Raw genomic sequence first — 17866 nt, 5'->3', positions numbered from 1 at the left:
CGCTCAGACCGAATGACGCTTGCGGTAGCCGTCGAGGAAGCGCGCGATCCGGTTGATCGAATCGGTCAGGTCGTCGAGGTTTGGCAGGAAGACCACGCGGAAGTGATCCGGCGCCGCCCAGTTGAAGCCCGTCCCCTGCACGAGCAGCACGCGTTCCTCGAGCAACAGGTCGAGGATGAACTGCTGGTCGTTCTGGATCGGATAAAGCTTCGGATCGAGGCGCGGGAACATGTACAGCGCGGCCTGCGGCTTCACGCAGGTCACGCCGGGAATCGACGTGAGCATGTCGTACGCGAGTTCGCGCTGCTTGAAGAGGCGGCCGCTCGGCACGATCAGCTCGTTGATGCTCTGGTAGCCGCCGAGCGCGGTCTGGATCGCGAACTGCCCGGGCACGTTCGCGCACAGGCGCATCGACGACAGGATCCCGAGGCCTTCCAGGTAATCCTTCGCGCGCCGGCGGTTGTCGCCGCCGAGGCCCGACACGGCCATCCAGCCCGCGCGGTAGCCGCACGAGCGATAGCTTTTCGACAGGCTGTTGAACGTGACGGTGATCACGTCTTCCGACAGCGAGCCCAGCGCCGTGTGCTCGAGCCCGTCGTAGACGATCTTGTCGTAGACCTCGTCGGCGAACACGATCAGCCCGTGCTGACGCGCGATCTCGAGCAGCTCGAGCAGCAATTCGTCGGAATAAAGCGCGCCGGTCGGGTTGTTCGGGTTGATCACGACGATCGCCTTGGTGTTCGGCGTGATCTTGCGGCGGATGTCGTCGAGGTCGGGCATCCACGCGTTCTGCTCGTCGCACACGTAGTGCACGGGCGTGCCGCCCGACAAGCTCACGGCGGCCGTCCACAGCGGGTAGTCGGGCGCCGGCAGCAGCACTTCGTCGCCGTCGTTCAGCAGCGCCTGGGTCGCCATCACGATCAGCTCGGACGCGCCGTTGCCGATGTAGATGTCGTCGAGGCCAACGCCCACGACGCCCTTTTCCTGCGTGTAGTGCATCACGGCCTTGCGCGCCGAGAACACGCCCTTCGAATCCGAATAGCCGGACGACGCCGGCAGGTTGCGGATCATGTCCTGGATGATTTCGTCCGGCGCGTCGAAACCGAACGGCGCGAGGTTGCCGATGTTCAGCTTGATGATGCGGTGGCCTTCTTCCTCGAGGCGCTTCGCGTGCTCGAGCACCGGGCCACGGATGTCGTAGCAGACGTTGAGCAGCTTGTTCGACTTCTGAATCGGTTTCACGACGACACGGTTCCTGGGTTGGCCTTGCGGCCGGGGGACGGGATCAAAACTGGAGAGCGGCTGGTCTATGCGCGCTGTCTAGACTGGGGAAAATGCGGGCAGTCGGACGCGGCTTGTGGCGACGCACGATGCAAGTGGCGCCCCGGGGCGACCAAAAAGTTATAATTTAGCGGATTTTGGCCAACTTTCGCAATGCACCATGGCCGCTCCGGGCCCGCGCCGTCAGGCGTCCCGCGTGCGCCGGTCGCGAAACGGCCGCCCGGGCCCGTGCGGCCCTTGCCAGACCTTCCCTCCACGGAACCGCGGAATACCGATTTGAAACTGCACCAGGACACGAGCGGCGCGCTCAACACCGTCACCGGCTACGGCCCCGATTATGTCGACGTCAACCTCCAACGCCACGAAGGGAGCGTCATCGTGCTGCCCGGCGCACCGGTGCGGGACTGGCCCGTATCGTCGTTCGACGCGCTCGCGCCCGAGCATTTCGCGATGCTGCTCGACCCGGCCCCCGAACTCGTGATCTTCGGCAGCGGCGCGCGGCTGCGCTTCCCGCACCCGCGCCTCGTGGCCGCGCTGACGGCCAAGCGGATCGGCGTCGAGACGATGGATTTCCAGGCCGCCTGCCGGACCTACAACATCCTGATGGCCGAGGGCCGCAAAGTGGCCGCCGCGCTCTTAATTGAACGTTAATCCCCGATGCGGTAAAACTCGGGCCGGCACACCGGGTCGATCCCCGGATCATCACGCGGATCGGCAACCGGCAAGCCGGCCGCCGCCGGCGCGACCCGCCGGCGGCGCTTACAACAACCAACAGGCTGAAAATTCATGAACGATACGCCGTCGAGGCTACCGCTCAATCGCATCACGCTCGTCCTCCTCGTCGTCGCGCTCGCGATCGTCTGGTTCGCGCCGCTCGGGCTGCGCCACCTGATCCCGAGCGACGAAGGCCGCTACGCGGAAATGGCGCGGGAAATGTTCGTCACCGGCGACTGGATCACGCCGCGCTACAACGGCTACAAGTATTTCGAGAAGCCGCCGCTGCAGACCTGGCTGAACGCGCTGACGTTCGCCTGGTTCGGCATCGGCGAATGGCAGGCGCGCCTGTACACGGGCCTCGCCAGCTTCGCCGGCGTGCTGCTGGTCGGCTTCACGGGCGCGCGCCTGTTCAACCCGCTGTCCGGCTTGCTCGCGGCCGTCGTGCTCGCGTGCTCGCCGTACTGGAACCTGATGGGCCACTTCAACGCGCTCGACATGGGGCTCGCGTTCTGGATGGCGCTGTCGCTCTGCTCGCTGCTGCTCGCGCAGCGGCCCGGGCTGCCGGCGGGCGCGGTGCGCGGCTGGATGTGGGCGTGCTGGGCCGCGATGGCGTTCGCCGTGCTGTCCAAGGGCCTCGTCGGCCTGATCCTGCCCGGCGCCGTACTGGTGCTCTACACGCTGATCGCCCGAGACTGGGCGCTGTGGAAGCGGCTCTACCTGGCCAGCGGCCTCGTGATCTTCTTCGCGATCGTCACGCCGTGGTTCGTGCTCGTCCAGCAGCGCAACCCCGAGTTCTTCAACTTCTTCTTCATCGTCCAGCAGTTCCGCCGCTACCTGACCCCGGAACAGAACCGCCCGGGCCCGTTCTACTATTTCGTGCCGGTGCTGCTGGTCGGCTTCCTGCCGTGGCTGTCGGTCGCATGGCAGAGCATCCGCCATGCGCTGCGGATGCCGCGCCAGCCGAACGGCTTCTCGCCGATGCTCGTGCTGCTGATCTGGAGCGCGTTCATCTTCCTGTTCTTCAGCACGTCGCACTCGAAACTGATCTCGTACGTGCTGCCGGTCGCGCCGGCGCTCGCGCTGATCATCGGCGCGTACCTGCCGCTGATGAGCGCCGACCGGTTCCGCCGCCACCTGCTCGGCTACCTCGTGTTCTTCGTCGTCGCGGCGTTCGGGATCATCTTCCTCGCGTATCAGGGCGACGCCCGCACGCCGAACGCGCTGTACCGCGCGTTCCAGGTGTGGCTGTACGCGGGCCTCGCGGTCACGGGCGCGCTGACGCTCGCGGCCGCCTGGCTGAACCGCCGCGTGGGCGTCGCGGCCGCGATCACCGCGTTCGGCGCCGCGTGGCTCGCGTTCGGCACGATCGGCGGCACCGGTCACGACGAATTCGGCCGCTACAGCTCGGGCGCGCTGCTCGCGCCCGCCGTGCGCGCCGAACTGGCGAAGCTGCCGCCCGACACGCCGTTCTACTCGATCGAGATGCTCGATCACACGTTCCCGTTCTACATGGGCCACACGACGATCATGGTCCAGCGCCAGGACGAGCTCGCATTCGGCATCTCGGTCGAGCCGGACAAGTGGATCCCGACCGTCGACCAATGGATCGAACGCTGGAAGCAGGACACCCATGCGCTCGCGATCATGCCGCCCGGCCAGTACGACACGCTGGTCAGGCAAGGCGTGCCGATGCGCGTGATCGCGCGCGACAACCGCCGCGTGATCGTCGAGAAACCGCAATCGTAAGGACGCCCGCCGCATGAATCCCGTTTCGTTCGTCTGCATCATCACCGGCGTGATGCTCAACGCCTGTGCGCAACTTCTGCTGAAAGCCGGCGTCAACGCCGTTGGACACTTCGAATTCAGCCGTGCGAACATCCTGCCGGTCGGCCTGAAGATCGCGACCCAGCTGCCGATCATCGGCGGCCTCGGCTGCTACGTGCTGAGCGTCGTCGTCTGGATTGTCGGGCTGTCGCGGGTCGACGTGTCGATCGCCTACCCGATGCTGTCGCTCGGCTACGTGGTCAACGCGTTCGCCGCCTGGTACCTGTTCGGCGAGGTGCTGTCGGTCCAGCGGCTGGTCGGCATCGGCATCATCCTGATCGGCGTGCTCGTGCTCGCGCGCAGTTGAGCGCGCCCGGCCGGCCCGGCGGGCATTAAGCGTCCGCCTACAAAAAATCACGGTACGAATCCGGCAACCGGTGTTTAATGCCGGTTTCGGGCCGGATCGCCCGACCCCTTTATTACACGCCATTACAGGCAAAGTGTTCATGAGCCAGACTACCGCTCCGTTCCTGCCGTTCACCCGCCCCGAGATCGACGAGGAAACCATCCAGGGCGTCGTCGACGTGCTGCGCTCGGGCTGGATCACCACCGGCCCGCAGAGCCAGAAGTTCGAAGCCGCGCTGTCCGAGTACTGCGGCGGCCGTCCGGTCCGCGCGTTCAATTCGGGCACCTGCACGCTCGAGATCGGCCTGCGCATCGCGGGCGTCGGCCCCGGCGACGAGGTGATCACGACGCCGGCGTCGTGGGTATCGACCAGCAACGTGATCCTCGAGACGGGCGCGACGCCCGTGTTCGCCGACATCGACCCCGTCACGCGCAACATCGACCTCGACAAGCTCGAGCAGGCGATCACGCCGCGCACGAAGGCGCTCATCCCGGTCTACCTGGCCGGCCTGCCGGTCGACATGGACCGCCTGTACGCGATTGCGCGCGCACACAACCTGCGCGTGATCGAGGACGCCGCGCAGGCGCTCGGCTCGACGTGGCAAGGCAAGCGCATCGGCGCGATCGGCGACATCGTGTCGTTCAGCTTCCACGCGAACAAGAACCTGACGACGATCGAAGGCGGCGCGCTCGTGCTGAACAACGAGGACGAGGCGACGCTCGCGCAGAAGTACCGGCTGCAGGGCATCACGCGCACCGGCTTCGACGGGATGGACTGCGACGTGCTCGGCGGCAAGTACAACCTGACCGACGTCGCCGCGCGCGTCGGCCTCGGCCAGCTGCCGCACCTCGAGCGCTTCACCGCGCAGCGCCGCGCACTCGCGCGCGCGTATTTCGCCGCGCTCGACGGCGGTGCGGCCGTGCAGCTCGGGCTCGGCCTGCCCGTAGCCGATTTCGAGAACAGCAACTGGCACATGTTCCAGGTCACGCTGCCGCTCGACCGGCTGTCGATCTCGCGCGCCGATTTCATGGCGCAGATGAAGGAGCGCGGCATCGGCACGGGCGTCCACTATCCGGCCATCCATCTTTTCACGCTGTATCGTGCGCGCGGCTTCAAGGAGGGCATGTTCCCCCACGCCGAACGATACGGCGCATCGACCGTCACGCTGCCGCTCTTCACGCAGATGACGGAAGACGACGTGCGTCGCGTGGCCGACGCCATCAACCAGATTTGCGAACAATACGGAAAATAAGCGTACATGAATCACCTTGAAGCACGCGCCGGGCATCCGGGGGCCGCGAACCCGGAGGTATCGGTCATCATCCCCGTGTACAACGAGGAAGACGGCCTGGCCGCGCTGTTCGCGCGGCTCTACCCGGCACTCGACGCACTCGGCACGTCGTACGAAGTGATCCTGATCAACGACGGCAGCCGCGACCGCTCGGCCGCGATGCTGGCGGACCAGTTCCACGTGCGCCCCGACACGACGCGTGTCGTGCTGCTCAACGGCAACTACGGCCAGCACATGGCGATCCTCGCCGGCTTCGCGCAGTCGCGCGGCGAGATCGTCATCACGCTCGACGCCGACCTGCAGAACCCGCCCGAGGAAATCGGCAAGCTGATCGCGAAGATGCGCGAAGGCTACGACTACGTCGGCTCGATCCGCAAGCAGCGTCAGGACAGCCTGTGGCGCCGCAAGGCGTCGCAGATGATGAACCGGCTGCGCGAGCGCATCACCCGGATCAAGATGACCGACCAGGGCTGCATGCTGCGCGCGTACAGCCGCCGCATCATCGACACGATCAACGTGTGCGGCGAAGTCAACACGTTCATCCCCGCGCTGGCCTACACGTTCGCGCAAAAACCGACCGAAATCGAGGTCGCGCACGAGGAACGCTTCGCGGGCGAGTCGAAGTACTCGCTGTACAGCCTGATCCGGCTGAACTTCGACCTCGTGACGGGCTTCTCGGTCGTGCCGCTGCAGTGGCTGTCGTTCATCGGCGTGATCCTGTCGCTCGGCTCCGCCGCGCTGTTCGTGCTGCTGCTCGTGCGCCGCTTCATCGTCGGCGCGGAAGTGCAAGGCGTGTTCACGCTGTTCGCGATCACGTTCTTCCTGCTCGGCGTGATCATCTTCGCGCTCGGCCTGCTCGGCGAATACGTCGGCCGCATCTACCAGCAAGTGCGTGCACGGCCGCGCTACCTGATCCAGGCCGTGCTCGAACAGCACGACGGGATGCCGGCGGTGCCGGCCCCCGCGAGCCGCACGGGGACGTCGCAATGAAGCCGCGCGCCGTCGTCTTCGCGTATCACAACGTCGGCGTGCGCTGCCTGCAGGTGCTGCTGGCACGCGGCGTCGACGTCGCGCTCGTCGTCACGCACGAGGACAACCCGAACGAGAACATCTGGTTCGGCAGCGTCGCATCGGTGGCCGCCGAGCACGGGATCCCGGTCGTCACGCCGACCGACCCCGCCGATCCGGCACTGCGCCGCGCCGTATCCGACGCGCGGCCCGAGTTCATCTTCTCGTTCTACTACCGCCACATGCTGCCGGTGGACCTGCTCGCGATCGCGCCGCGCGGCGCGTACAACATGCACGGTTCGCTGCTGCCGAAATACCGGGGTCGGGTTCCGACCAACTGGGCCGTGCTGAACGGCGAAACGGAAACCGGCGCGACGCTGCACGAGATGGCCGCGAAGCCCGATGCGGGCGCGATCATCGCCCAGACCGCCGTGCCGATCCTGCCGGACGACACGGCCGCGCAGGTGTTCGACAAGGTGACGGTCGCCGCCGAGCAGACGCTCTGGCGCGTGCTGCCCGCGCTGCTCGCGGGCGAGGCGCCGCATCTGCCGAACGATCTCGCGAGCGGCAGCTACTACGGCGGGCGCAAGCCGGAGGACGGCCGCGTCGACTGGTCGAAGCCGGCCGCGCAGGTCTATAACCTGGTACGCGCGGTCGCGCCCCCGTATCCGGGCGCGTTCACCGACGTCGCCGGCACGCGTTTCGTGATCGCCCGCGCGCGCCTCGCGGCGCCCGGCAGCGCCGCCGCCGCGGCCGCAGCGGATTTGCCGCCCGGCCTGCACGTAAGCGATAATGCGCTATTCGGCGTCTGCGGCGACAGCCGCGCCCTATCCATTCTCGAGCTGTGGCAGCAGCGCGACGGCAGCGAAACCGTCGTGACGCCCGCGGAATTCGCGCAGTTCATTCATTCTTCCCGTCATTCATGAAAGCAAAAAAAGTCCTGATCCTGGGTGTGAACGGCTTCATCGGCCATCACCTGTCGAAGCGCATTCTTGAAACCACCGATTGGGAAGTGTTCGGCATGGACATGCAGACCGATCGGCTTGGCGACCTCGTCAACCACGAGCGGATGCACTTCTTCGAAGGCGACATCACGATCAACAAGGAGTGGGTCGAGTATCACGTGAAGAAGTGCGACGTGATCCTGCCGCTCGTCGCGATCGCGACGCCCGCGACCTACGTCCAGCAGCCGCTGCGCGTGTTCGAGCTCGACTTCGAGGCGAACCTGCCGATCGTGCGTTCGGCCGTCAAGTACGGCAAGCACCTCGTGTTCCCGTCGACCTCCGAGGTCTACGGCATGTGCTCGGACGAGCAGTTCGACCCGGACGCATCGGCGCTCACCTACGGCCCGATCAACAAGCCGCGCTGGATCTACGCGTGCTCGAAGCAGCTGATGGACCGCGTGATCTGGGGCTACGGGATGGAAGGCCTGAACTTCACGCTGTTCCGTCCGTTCAACTGGATCGGCCCGGGCCTCGACTCGATCTACACGCCGAAGGAAGGCAGCTCGCGCGTCGTCACGCAGTTCCTCGGCCACATCGTGCGCGGCGAGAACATCAGCCTCGTCGACGGCGGCTCGCAGAAGCGCGCGTTCACCGACATCGACGACGGCATCAGCGCGCTGATGAAGATCATCGACAACAAGAACGGCGTCGCGTCGGGCAAGATCTACAACATCGGGAATCCGAAGAATAATTTCTCGGTTCGCGAACTCGCGCACAAGATGCTCGAACTGGCCGCCGAATACCCGGAATACGCCAGCTCCGCGAAGCAGGTGCAACTCGTCGAAACGACGTCGGGCGCCTACTACGGCAATGGCTACCAGGACGTGCAGAACCGCGTGCCGAAGATCGACAACACGATGCAGGAGCTCGCCTGGGCGCCGCAATCGACGTTCGACGACGCACTGCGCAAGATCTTCGAAGCGTATCGCGGCCATGTCGCCGATGCGCGCGCGCTGGTCGAGCAGCAGAACTGACGGGACGCTCGCTTGGCTCGTATCGTCCTCAAGATCGACGTCGACACGCTGCGCGGCACGCGCGAAGGCGTGCCGAACCTCGCGCGCATCTTCGACCGCTTCAGCGCGCGCGCGACCTTCCTCTTCAGCCTCGGCCCCGATCACACGGGCTGGGCGCTGCGGCGCGTGTTCCGCCCCGGCTTCCTGAAGAAGGTGTCGCGCACGTCGGTGGTCGAGCACTACGGCGTGAAGCAGCTGATGTACGGGGTGCTGCTGCCGGGCCCCGACATCGGCCGCCGCGCGATCGCCGACATGCGCGCGATCCACGAGGCCGGCTTCGAATGCGGGATCCATACGTGGGATCACGTGTACTGGCAGGACAACGTGCGCGTGCGCGATCGCGACTGGACCGCGCGTGAAATGCAGAAGAGCCACGCGCGCTTCGTCGACGTCTTCGGCGCGCCGCCCGCAACGCACGGCGCGGCCGGCTGGCAGATGAACGACTCCGCGTTCGAGCAGATCGACGCATGGGGGATGCGCTACGCATCCGACGGCCGCGGCCATTCGCCGTACCTGCCCGTGGTCGGCGGCCGCACGCTGTCGCACGTGCAGATGCCGACCACGCTGCCGACCCTCGACGAAGTGCTCGGCATCGACGGCATCGACACGCACAACGTCGCCGCGCACATCCTGAAGTTCACGGAAACCAATCCGCACGACCAGGTGTTCACGCTGCATGCGGAACTGGAAGGCCAGAAGCTCGCGCCGGTATTCGAGCAGCTGCTCGCCGGCTGGCGCGCACAGGGCCATACGTTTGCGACGATGGGCGACTACCACGCGACGCTGGACCGCGACTCGCTGCCATCGTACCCTGTCACGTGGGGCGAGATTCCCGGCCGCTCCGGCGAGCTGATCGTCCAGCCCGACTGAGTTCGCGCGCGCCCGCGCCGCCTGCCCTTGCGGCGTGCCGCCGCGACGCCCCGCCGAACCGCGCCGCCCGAGCGGCGCCTTTCCATAACAACAGGAGAAACACGTGTCCGTCGAAGTTGACCGTCAAGTTCCCGATTTCACCGCACCGGCGACGGGCGGCGACATTTCGCTGTCCGACCTCAAGGGCAAGAAGCTCGTCCTGTATTTCTATCCGAAGGACAACACGCCGGGCTGCACCACCGAAGGCCTGCAGTTCCGCGATCTCTATCCGAAGTTCAAGAAGGCCGGCGCCGAAGTGATCGGCGTGTCGCGCGACAGCCTGCGCTCGCATGACAATTTCAAGGCGAAGCTCGAACTGCCGTTCCCGCTGATTTCCGATGCCGACGAAGCGCTGTGCGCGCTGTTCGATGTCATCAAGATGAAGAAAATGTATGGCAAGGAAGTGCGCGGAATCGAGCGTTCGACGTTCCTGATCGACGCCGACGGTGTGCTTCGCCAGGCATGGCGCGGCATCAAGGTACCCGGTCACGTGGACGACGTGCTAAGTGCTGTACAAGCGCTTTGAGGCGCGTTATATTGGGCCGCAATGAATGCCAGTTCGCTCCATATTTCTCGTAGCTGCGCCGGTGCCCGTTGCGATGCTTTCCGGCACCTGACGCGCATCACAACGGTATCAGCCAGCCGCATGTCCCGGTCCACGGGGCAGCGGCTTTTTTTATGGACTGCGCGCCGGCTCTCGGTCCGGCCCCTCACCCCGTCAAGGAGCTGATCGACACTTAGGCGAACCGGCTAGACGAATTTCCTGTGCGCCACCGCGCGCAAACTGCATGCACCTTCCACGTCACGCAGGATGCGATCAGCGGCGCACGCCATGCGACACGATTCCTCCCGAGGGACACCATGCCTTTGCCTACTGCCCCCAGCAAGCTCGGCAGCCTGCTGCCGCCCGATGAATACAAGGCGAAAGCGCGGCCCGCGAAAGCCGCGAAGAAATCCGCCGAAGGGGACGCCTCCACAGCCGGAGAATATGGCCCGGCCAGCGTGGCCCAACCGATGACCGAAGCCGCGAACACGGCCGCGCCGCTGCGCGCCGTCGCGGCGTCGACGCAAGAAGCCGCTGGCACGCCCGCCCGTGGTCGCAAGACCAGACAGACGGCCGCGCTGCTGCAGCCGATGCCGGCACCGGTCGAACCGGCGGCCCCCGCCGCCCCCGCCGCGCCGGTCGTCGCACGCAACGACAAGCCCGCGGCCGGCAAGCCGACCACCGCGAGCGCACGCGATGCCGGCGCCGCGACGAAGTCGCGCAGCCGCAAGCCGGCCGAAGCCGAATTGCAGAAGCTGTTCGTGCTCGACACGAACGTGCTGATGCACGACCCGAGCAGCCTCTTCCGCTTCGAGGAACACGACGTCTATCTGCCGATGATGACGCTCGAGGAACTCGACAACCACAAGAAGGGGATGTCCGAAGTCGCGCGCAACGCGCGCCAGGTGAGCCGCACGCTCGACGCGCTGGTCGCCGACGGCGGCCCGATCTCCGACGGCATTCCGCTGTCGCGTCTCGGCAGCCGCGAGGCGCTCGGCCGCCTCTACTTCCAGACCAGGCTCGCGGACATCGCGCCGGTCGAAGGCCTGCCCGCAGGCAAGGCCGACAACCAGATCCTCGGCGTCGTGCGCGCGCTGCAGCGCGACCGGCCGGACCGCCAGGTCGTGCTGGTGTCGAAAGACATCAACATGCGCATCAAGGCGCATGCGCTCGGCCTGCCCGCGGAAGACTACTTCAACGACCAGGTCCTCGAGGACAAGGATCTCCTCTATAGCGGCGTGCGCGAATTGCCGCAGGACTTCTGGACGAAACACGCGAAGGGGATGGAGAGCTGGCAGGACACGAAGACGGGCACCACGTACTACCGCGTGACCGGCCCGCTCTGCGGGTCGATGCTCGTCAACGAGTTCGTCTATCTCGAGCCGCAGAACGGCGAGCCGACGTTCCACGCGATCGTGCGCGAGCTGAACGGCAAGACGGCGCTGCTGCAGACGCTGCGCGACTACAGCCATCACAAGAACAACGTGTGGGGCATCACCGCGCGCAACCGCGAGCAGAACTTCGCGCTGAACCTGCTGATGAACCCCGAGATCGACTTCGTCACGCTGCTCGGCCAGGCCGGCACCGGCAAGACGCTCGTCGCGCTCGCGGCCGGCCTCGCGCAGGTGCTCGACGACAAGCGCTACAACGAGATCATCGTGACGCGCGCGACCGTGCCCGTCGGCGAGGACATCGGTTTCCTGCCCGGCACCGAGGAAGAGAAGATGCAGCCGTGGATGGGTGCATTCGACGACAACCTCGAAGTGCTGCAGAAAACCGACGACGCAGCCGGCGAATGGGGCCGTGCGGCGACGCAGGAGCTGATCCGTTCACGCCTGAAGGTGAAGAGCATGAACTTCATGCGCGGCCGCACGTTCGTCGACAAGTACCTGATCATCGACGAAGCGCAGAACCTGACGCCGAAACAGATGAAGACGCTCGTGACGCGCGCGGGCCCGGGCACGAAGATCGTGTGCCTCGGCAACATCGCGCAGATCGACACGCCTTACCTGACCGAAGGCAGCTCGGGCCTGACCTACGTCGTCGACCGCTTCAAGGGCTGGGGCCACAGCGGCCACGTGACGCTCGCGCGCGGCGAACGCTCGCGGCTCGCCGACTACGCGTCGGACATCCTGTAACGCGATACGCCGGCTGCCGCCGGCCTCCGACGCCACGCGGCGCTCCGGTTTTCCGGAGCGCCGTTTTCATTTTTGGGGTCGAAAACGTTGGTCATGCTTCGTTACGCAACCACTTCACTTACACGCGAAACTTCAAGTAAATTCTCAGGAATGGTTGCCTAAGCCCCGCCGGAACGTCTACCATCGGGTCTGTCTGTTGTCATACGATTCGCGAGCGCGCCGCGCTCGTCCGCCTTGCCATGCTTCGAATCTGGGTTCCCGTCGCCGTCGTTTCACTGCTCGCGGCCTGCTCCAGCGTGCCGCCGCAGTCGGCCTCGCGCACCTCCGGCATGAAGATCACGACGCCGCGCGCCTTCCCGGCACCCGCCAATTTCCCGAAATTCGTCGACCACAGCGTCGGCCAGGAAGAGATCTCGATCCAGGCGATGAGCCTCGTCGGCGTGCCGTACCGCTGGGGCGGCAACACGCCGATGAGCGGCTTCGACTGCAGCGGCCTGGTGCGCTACGTGATCGGCCGCGCGGCCGACGTGGACCTGCCGCGCACGACCGCCGACATGAGCAGCCGCGGCGTGTCGATCGACCCCGACCAGGTCGCGCCGGGCGACCTGATCTTCTTCAATACGACCGGACGCCCGCATTCGCACGTCGGCATCTATGTCGGCAAGCTGCGTTTCGTCAACGCGCCGTCGACCGGCGGCACCGTGCGGCTCGACTACCTGACGAACCCGTACTGGGCCAAGCGCTTCGACGGCATTCGCCGCGTCGCGCCGCGCGCGGTGCGCCCCGGCCGTTCGATGCGCCGACCTACGAGGCTCGGCGCGATGCGCCGGCGCGGCGCCTGTCGTCGCGGCAGCCGCGTCGCGCGCCTGCCTCTGCGTATGCCGCGTCTCAGGCGGGCGTCGCGCCGTCGCCCGCGCCGGTCGTCTCGACCGCGGCGGTTGCCCCGACGGCACGGCAACCGCCCCCGCCGCCGATCCATACGAACCGCCGCCGCGCGTGCTGACCGCGCAGCAGCAGGCAACGTCCGTGAATGGCGACATGACCGCCACGACGGCGAATCCGGGGCCGACTGGCCCCACCGAGACCGGCACGCAGATTCCGACCACCGCGCTGACGGCCGCCCAGGCTGCCGCGTTCGACGCAGAACCGCCGCCCGCGGCCGCCGCGCCGTCGCTGCGCAACACCGAGCCCGTGCAGGTGTTGCGCGCTTCGACGCAATCCGCGCCGGTCAGCCCGCGCACCGCCACCGCCGACGATCCGATCGCCCGCTTCGCGAACGGCAGTTACTGATCCGGCGCATCCCCGGCGGTGGCCCCGCCGTGCGCCGCCCCTTTCCCGACCGCGCAAAGAAAATGCGCCGCAACCTTTCGGTGTGCGGCGCATTGCGCGTGTCGACCCGACAGCGTCGATATCAGAAGATCTGGTGCCCGAGCCACCATCCGCCGGCCGCGAACAGCGCGGCCGCCGGCAGCGTCAGCACCCACGCCCAGACGATGTTGCCGGCGACGCCCCAGCGAACGGCCGACAGCTTCTGCGTGGCGCCGACGCCGACGATCGCGCCGGTGATCGTGTGCGTGGTCGACACCGGAATGCCGAGGAACGACGCGATGAACAGCGTGATCGCCCCGCCGCTTTCGGCACAGAAACCGCCGACCGGCTTGAGCTTCGTGATCTTCTGGCCCATCGTGCGCACGATGCGCCAGCCGCCGAACAGCGTGCCGAGCCCCATCGACAGGTAGCACGCGCCGATCACCCACGCGGGCGGCGCATCGGACGTCGCCGACGCATAGCCCGACGCGATCAGCAGCATCCAGATGATGCCGATCGTCTTCTGTGCGTCGTTGCCGCCGTGGCCCAGGCTGTACAGGCCGGCCGACAGCAGCTGGAGCCGCCGGAAGCGCCGGTCGACCTTGCTGGGTGCGGTGCGGAAATACAGCCACGACACGCCGAGCATGAACAGCGAGCCGAGGATGAAACCGAGCAGCGGCGAAATGAAGATGAACGCAATCGTCTTCAGCAGACCGTCGATGTTCAGCGAGCTCCAGCCCGACTTCGCGAGCGCCGCGCCGACGAGGCCGCCGATCAGCGCGTGCGACGAGCTCGACGGAATCCCGTAGTACCACGTGATCACGTTCCAGCCGATCGCACCGACCAGCGCGCCGAACACGACATAGTGGTCGACGATCTCGGGATCGATCGTGCCTTTACCGACAGTCTGCGCGACTTTCAGGTGGAAGATGAAATACGCGATGACGTTGAACGCGGCCGCGAACACCACGGCCTGCTGGGGCTTCAGCACCCCGGTCGACACGACGGTGGCGATCGAGTTCGCCGCGTCGTGGAAGCCGTTCATGAAGTCGAATACGAGCGCGACGAGCACCAGCGTCGCGACCATCCATAGGGCGAGTTGTATCGAATGCATCGTGGTCCGCTCAGGCGTTTTCCAGCACGATGCCTTCGATGATGTTCGCGACGTCCTCGCACTTGTCGGTGATCTCTTCGAGCAGTTCGTAGATCGCCTTCAGCTTGATGAGCGTCTTCACGTCGTCTTCCTCGCGGAACAGCTTCGACATCGCCGCGCGCAGCACGCGATCGGCCTCCGACTCCCAGCGGTCGATCTCCTCGCACTGCTTGAGGATCTGTGCCGACTGCTTCATGTCGGACAGCAACCCGACGGCCTGCTGCACGTGCTGCGCCGACTGCGTGACGATGTGCGCGAGCTGGCTCGCCTCGGACGTGACGGACTGCACGTCGTACAGCGACACGGCCGTCGCGACGTCTTCCATCAGGTCGAGGATGTCGTCCATCGTCGTGATCAGCTTGTGGATCTCGTCGCGATCGAGCGGCGTGATGAAGGTCTTGTGCAGCAGATCGATCGCTTCATGCGTCAGTTTGTCAGCGGCCTTCTCGGCGGTCTGCACGTTTTGCTTGTGAATCTCGGCGTCGGCGAGATTGTCGATCAGCAGTTCGAGCTCGCGGCCACCGGAAACGATGTGCTTCGCGTGCGCGTTGAAGAGTTCAAAGAACTTGCCCTCGGTGGGCATGAATCGACCGAACATGGGATTCCTGAGAGATTGTCAAACGACTGTCACGAAAACGGGCGATATTGTACCGTTTTCGGTTGCGCCGCGACGCGCGCATATGCGCGCGCCGGGATTGGATACAACGCTTGGCGAAATAAGGGTTTACAACCGGCGTAGAAGTGTTACTCGCCGTAGAAGTTCTGCGCCCCCGCAAAGTTGTCGAACTTCGTGTATTGCCCCAGAAACGTGAGCCGAACGGGTCCGATCGGGCCGTTACGCTGCTTGCCGATGATGATTTCGGCCGTGCCCTTGTCCGGGCTGTCCGGGTTGTAGACCTCGTCACGGTAGATGAACAGGATCACGTCCGCATCCTGTTCGATTGCGCCCGATTCACGCAAATCCGACATCACCGGACGCTTGTTCGGACGCTGCTCCAGCCCGCGGTTCAGCTGCGACAGCGCGATCACCGGCACGTCCAGCTCCTTTGCCAGGCTCTTCAGCGATCGCGAGATTTCGGAAATTTCGGTCGCACGGTTTTCGCCCTGCGACGAACCCGACATCAGCTGCAGGTAGTCGACGATGATCAGGCCGAGCTTGCCGCACTGACGTGCGAGACGCCGCGCGCGCGAGCGCAATTCCATCGGGTTCAGGCCGCCCGTCTCGTCGATGAAGAGCTGCGCCTCGCTCATCTTCTGCACCGCGTGCGTCAGCTTCGGCCAGTCCTCGTCCGTCAGCCGGCCGGTACGCATCCGGTGCTGGTCGAGCCGGCCGATCGAGCCGAGCATACGCATCACGAGCTGGGTGCCCGGCATTTCCATCGAGAACACGGCGACCGGCAGCCCGTATTCGACGGCGACGTATTCGCCGATGTTCATGGAAAAGGCCGTTTTTCCCATTGACGGTCTTCCGGCAACGATGATCAGTTCGCCGCCGTGCATCCCGGACGTCATCCGGTCGAGGTCGACGAAGCCCGTCGGCGTGCCCGTGACGTCACTCGGGTTCGCGGTGTGATACAGCGTGTCGATGCGCTCGACGACCTGCGTGAGCAGCGGCCCGATCTCGAGGAAGCCCTGGTTGCCGCGCGCGCCCTCTTCGGCGATCGAGAACACCTTCGACTCGGCCTCGTCGAGCAGCTGGCGAACTTCCTTGCCCTGCGGATTGAACGCGTCGGCCGAGATTTCGTCGGCGACCGACACGAGCCGGCGCAGCACCGCGCGGTCGCGCACGATTTCCGCGTAGCGGCGAATGTTCGCGGCGCTCGGCGTGTTCTGCGCGAGGGCGTTCAGGTACGCGAGGCCGCCGACGTCGTCGGCCTTGCCGGACGTGGTCAGCGCTTCGTACACGGTCACGACGTCGGCCGGGCGCGTCGACGCGATCAGCCGGCCGATGTGCTCGTAGATGATCCGGTGGTCGTAGCGATAGAAGTCGCCCTGCGACAGGAAATCGGCAATCCGGTCCCATGCCGCGTTGTCGAGCAACAGGCCGCCGAGCACCGACTGCTCGGCTTCGACCGAATGCGGCGGGACTTTCAGCGATTCGATTTGAGGATCTTGCGGCGCGTTCATGGGTTGGGATTATCGCGAATAGATCGCAGCAGCGCTACCGCTCCGGCGATCGGGCAATAAAAAAGGCAGGCCCCGGTTGCCCGGGCGCCTGCCCTTGTCCGGACGGCGGAAGCCGCCCGGAAAGCTTGCATACGCTTACGCGTGGTCGCCGATCACGTTGATCGTGACGTCGACGACGACGTCCGTGTGCAGCGCGATCTGAACGACGTGCTCGCCGATCATCTTCAGCGGGCCTTCCGGCATGCGAACTTGCAGCTTCTCGACTTCGAAACCTGCCTTCTTCAGCAGTTCCGCGACGTCGCCGTTCGTGACCGAGCCGAACAGACGGCCGTCGACGCCCGACTTCTGCGTGACTTCGAACGTCTGGCCGTTCAGCTTCTCGCCGACTGCCTGCGATGCTGCCAGCTTTTCAGCGGCGATCTTTTCGAGTTCAGCGCGGCGAACTTCGAATTCGGCGATCGCTTCCTTCGTTGCACGGCGAGCCTTGCGGTTCGGGATCAGGAAGTTGCGAGCGTAACCGTCCTTGACCTTGACGATATCGCCGAGGTTGCCCAGATTGGCGACTTTTTCCAACAGAATGATTTGCATTCGAATTCTCCTTATGGCGTCGCCGAGTTACGCCTTGTGCTGATCGGTGTACGGCAGCAGCGCGAGGAAACGCGCACGCTTGATTGCCGTGTCGAGCTGACGCTGATAGTGCGCCTTCGTACCCGTCAGACGAGCCGGCGTGATCTTGCCGTTTTCGCCGATGAAGTCCTTCAGCGTTTCCGTGTCCTTGTAGTCGATCTGCTCGACGCCGGCAGCCGTGAAACGGCAGAACTTCTTGCGCTTGAAGAGCGGGTTTTGTTGCTGACGACGCTTGTCGAATTTCTTACCAGTCGGGCGGGCCATGATTTCAGTCCTTTCCTATGTCCTGCAATGCAGTGATGTGAAACACCAAGGTTCTCGCGTTGCGGCTTTTCTTTGCCAGGAAGCCCGTGAACAGCGTTTCGACGCCCATTTCACGACTTTCCAGCTTGCCGCTCGCCTCACCGGCCGCCACCGCCTCGATCGTCATTTCGACCTGACGGGGAATGCCTGCTTCGACGACTTCCGTGCGGTGATGCAACGTGGCGCTTGCGATCGGAACACCCGCCGGCGTATATCGCACCGGTGCGCGCTCGACGACGCTCGCCGTCAATTGCAACCTGTTCACGTGAGTGA

The 17866-nt window shown here is 65.5% G+C and carries 17 protein-coding genes and 2 pseudogenes; 11 read left to right on the top strand and 8 right to left on the bottom strand.

Annotated features, from left to right (window positions below; all coding sequences use genetic code 11):
• Positions 1-3: 3 nt before the first annotated feature.
• Complete coding sequence (locus PL79_RS19540; protein WP_044847244.1) at positions 4-1242, bottom strand: pyridoxal phosphate-dependent aminotransferase; 1239 nt, start codon at positions 1240-1242, stop codon at positions 4-6.
• Between the two features lie 315 nt (positions 1243-1557).
• On the opposite strand from PL79_RS19540, the gene PL79_RS19535 reads away from it, so the two are divergent.
• The 9 genes from PL79_RS19535 to PL79_RS19495 all read left to right on the top strand — a co-directional run bounded on the left by PL79_RS19535 (position 1558) and on the right by PL79_RS19495 (position 9919).
• On the top strand, positions 1558-1932 hold the full coding sequence (locus PL79_RS19535; RefSeq protein ID WP_006754746.1) for an Mth938-like domain-containing protein: 375 nt from the start codon (positions 1558-1560) through the stop codon (positions 1930-1932).
• A gap of 135 nt (positions 1933-2067) precedes the next feature.
• Positions 2068-3744: a glycosyltransferase family 39 protein gene (locus tag PL79_RS19530; RefSeq protein ID WP_044847243.1), complete on the top strand. Its 1677-nt coding sequence runs from the start codon at positions 2068-2070 to the stop codon at positions 3742-3744.
• 13 nt (positions 3745-3757) lie between these two features.
• Positions 3758-4129: an EamA family transporter gene (locus PL79_RS19525; RefSeq protein WP_044847242.1), complete on the top strand. Its 372-nt coding sequence runs from the start codon at positions 3758-3760 to the stop codon at positions 4127-4129.
• A 139-nt stretch (positions 4130-4268) separates the two neighbouring features.
• The gene (locus PL79_RS19520; protein WP_044847241.1) at positions 4269-5420 is read left to right on the top strand and encodes a DegT/DnrJ/EryC1/StrS family aminotransferase; all 1152 of its coding nucleotides are present in this window, start codon (positions 4269-4271) and stop codon (positions 5418-5420) included.
• A 6-nt stretch (positions 5421-5426) separates the two neighbouring features.
• Positions 5427-6449: a glycosyltransferase gene (locus tag PL79_RS19515; protein ID WP_044847240.1), complete on the top strand. Its 1023-nt coding sequence runs from the start codon at positions 5427-5429 to the stop codon at positions 6447-6449.
• Positions 6446-7393 carry a formyltransferase gene (locus PL79_RS19510; RefSeq protein WP_044847239.1) on the top strand — a complete coding sequence of 316 codons (948 nt, stop codon included), beginning with the start codon at positions 6446-6448 and terminating at the stop codon, positions 7391-7393. Before PL79_RS19515 ends, PL79_RS19510 begins: the two co-directional genes overlap by 4 nt.
• A complete protein-coding gene (locus PL79_RS19505) occupies positions 7390-8445 on the top strand; it encodes a bifunctional UDP-4-keto-pentose/UDP-xylose synthase (protein WP_052664794.1) in 1056 nt (351 codons plus the stop codon). Before PL79_RS19510 ends, PL79_RS19505 begins: the two co-directional genes overlap by 4 nt.
• A gap of 12 nt (positions 8446-8457) precedes the next feature.
• Positions 8458-9354 (top strand): polysaccharide deacetylase family protein, encoded by an 897-nt coding sequence (locus PL79_RS19500; RefSeq protein WP_044847238.1) that lies wholly within the window; start codon positions 8458-8460, stop codon positions 9352-9354.
• Positions 9355-9457: 103 nt separating this feature from the next.
• Positions 9458-9919 (top strand): peroxiredoxin, encoded by a 462-nt coding sequence (locus tag PL79_RS19495; RefSeq protein ID WP_006756046.1) that lies wholly within the window; start codon positions 9458-9460, stop codon positions 9917-9919.
• 192 nt (positions 9920-10111) lie between these two features.
• On the opposite strand, the pseudogene PL79_RS37035 reads toward PL79_RS19495, so the two are convergent.
• Positions 10112-10305: pseudogene (locus PL79_RS37035) on the bottom strand (hypothetical protein).
• Between PL79_RS37035 and PL79_RS19485 the strand changes: the two are divergent.
• Both PL79_RS19485 and PL79_RS19480 read left to right on the top strand, forming a co-directional pair.
• Positions 10255-12075 carry a PhoH family protein gene (locus PL79_RS19485; protein ID WP_044847237.1) on the top strand — a complete coding sequence of 607 codons (1821 nt, stop codon included), beginning with the start codon at positions 10255-10257 and terminating at the stop codon, positions 12073-12075. The pseudogene PL79_RS37035 and the gene PL79_RS19485 sit on opposite strands and share 51 nt — an antisense overlap.
• A 239-nt stretch (positions 12076-12314) precedes the next feature.
• Positions 12315-13365 (top strand): annotated as a pseudogene (locus tag PL79_RS19480) (NlpC/P60 family protein).
• A gap of 121 nt (positions 13366-13486) precedes the next feature.
• Here PL79_RS19480 and PL79_RS19475 read toward each other — a convergent pair.
• The 6 genes from PL79_RS19475 to priB form a co-directional block, all read right to left on the bottom strand.
• Positions 13487-14497, bottom strand: a complete 1011-nt coding sequence (locus tag PL79_RS19475; protein ID WP_044847235.1) for an inorganic phosphate transporter — start codon at positions 14495-14497, stop codon at positions 13487-13489.
• Between the two features lie 10 nt (positions 14498-14507).
• The gene (locus PL79_RS19470; protein ID WP_044847234.1) at positions 14508-15134 is read right to left on the bottom strand and encodes a DUF47 domain-containing protein; all 627 of its coding nucleotides are present in this window, start codon (positions 15132-15134) and stop codon (positions 14508-14510) included.
• 146 nt (positions 15135-15280) lie between these two features.
• On the bottom strand, positions 15281-16663 hold the full coding sequence (locus tag PL79_RS19465; RefSeq protein WP_044847233.1) for a replicative DNA helicase: 1383 nt from the start codon (positions 16661-16663) through the stop codon (positions 15281-15283).
• Between the two features lie 135 nt (positions 16664-16798).
• Positions 16799-17251: a 50S ribosomal protein L9 gene (gene rplI / locus PL79_RS19460; protein ID WP_044847232.1), complete on the bottom strand. Its 453-nt coding sequence runs from the start codon at positions 17249-17251 to the stop codon at positions 16799-16801.
• Positions 17252-17278: 27 nt separating this feature from the next.
• Positions 17279-17554 (bottom strand): 30S ribosomal protein S18, encoded by a 276-nt coding sequence (rpsR, locus tag PL79_RS19455; RefSeq protein ID WP_004193360.1) that lies wholly within the window; start codon positions 17552-17554, stop codon positions 17279-17281.
• 4 nt (positions 17555-17558) lie between these two features.
• The gene (priB, locus tag PL79_RS19450; RefSeq protein ID WP_006486250.1) at positions 17559-17858 is read right to left on the bottom strand and encodes a primosomal replication protein N; all 300 of its coding nucleotides are present in this window, start codon (positions 17856-17858) and stop codon (positions 17559-17561) included.
• Positions 17859-17866 lie beyond the last annotated feature (8 nt).

Source organism: Burkholderia sp. USMB20 (assembly GCF_000949135.2).
Classification (GTDB): domain Bacteria; phylum Pseudomonadota; class Gammaproteobacteria; order Burkholderiales; family Burkholderiaceae; genus Burkholderia.
Note: the sequence above shows the minus strand (reverse complement) of the source record. Positions and strands in the feature narration are given on the sequence as shown.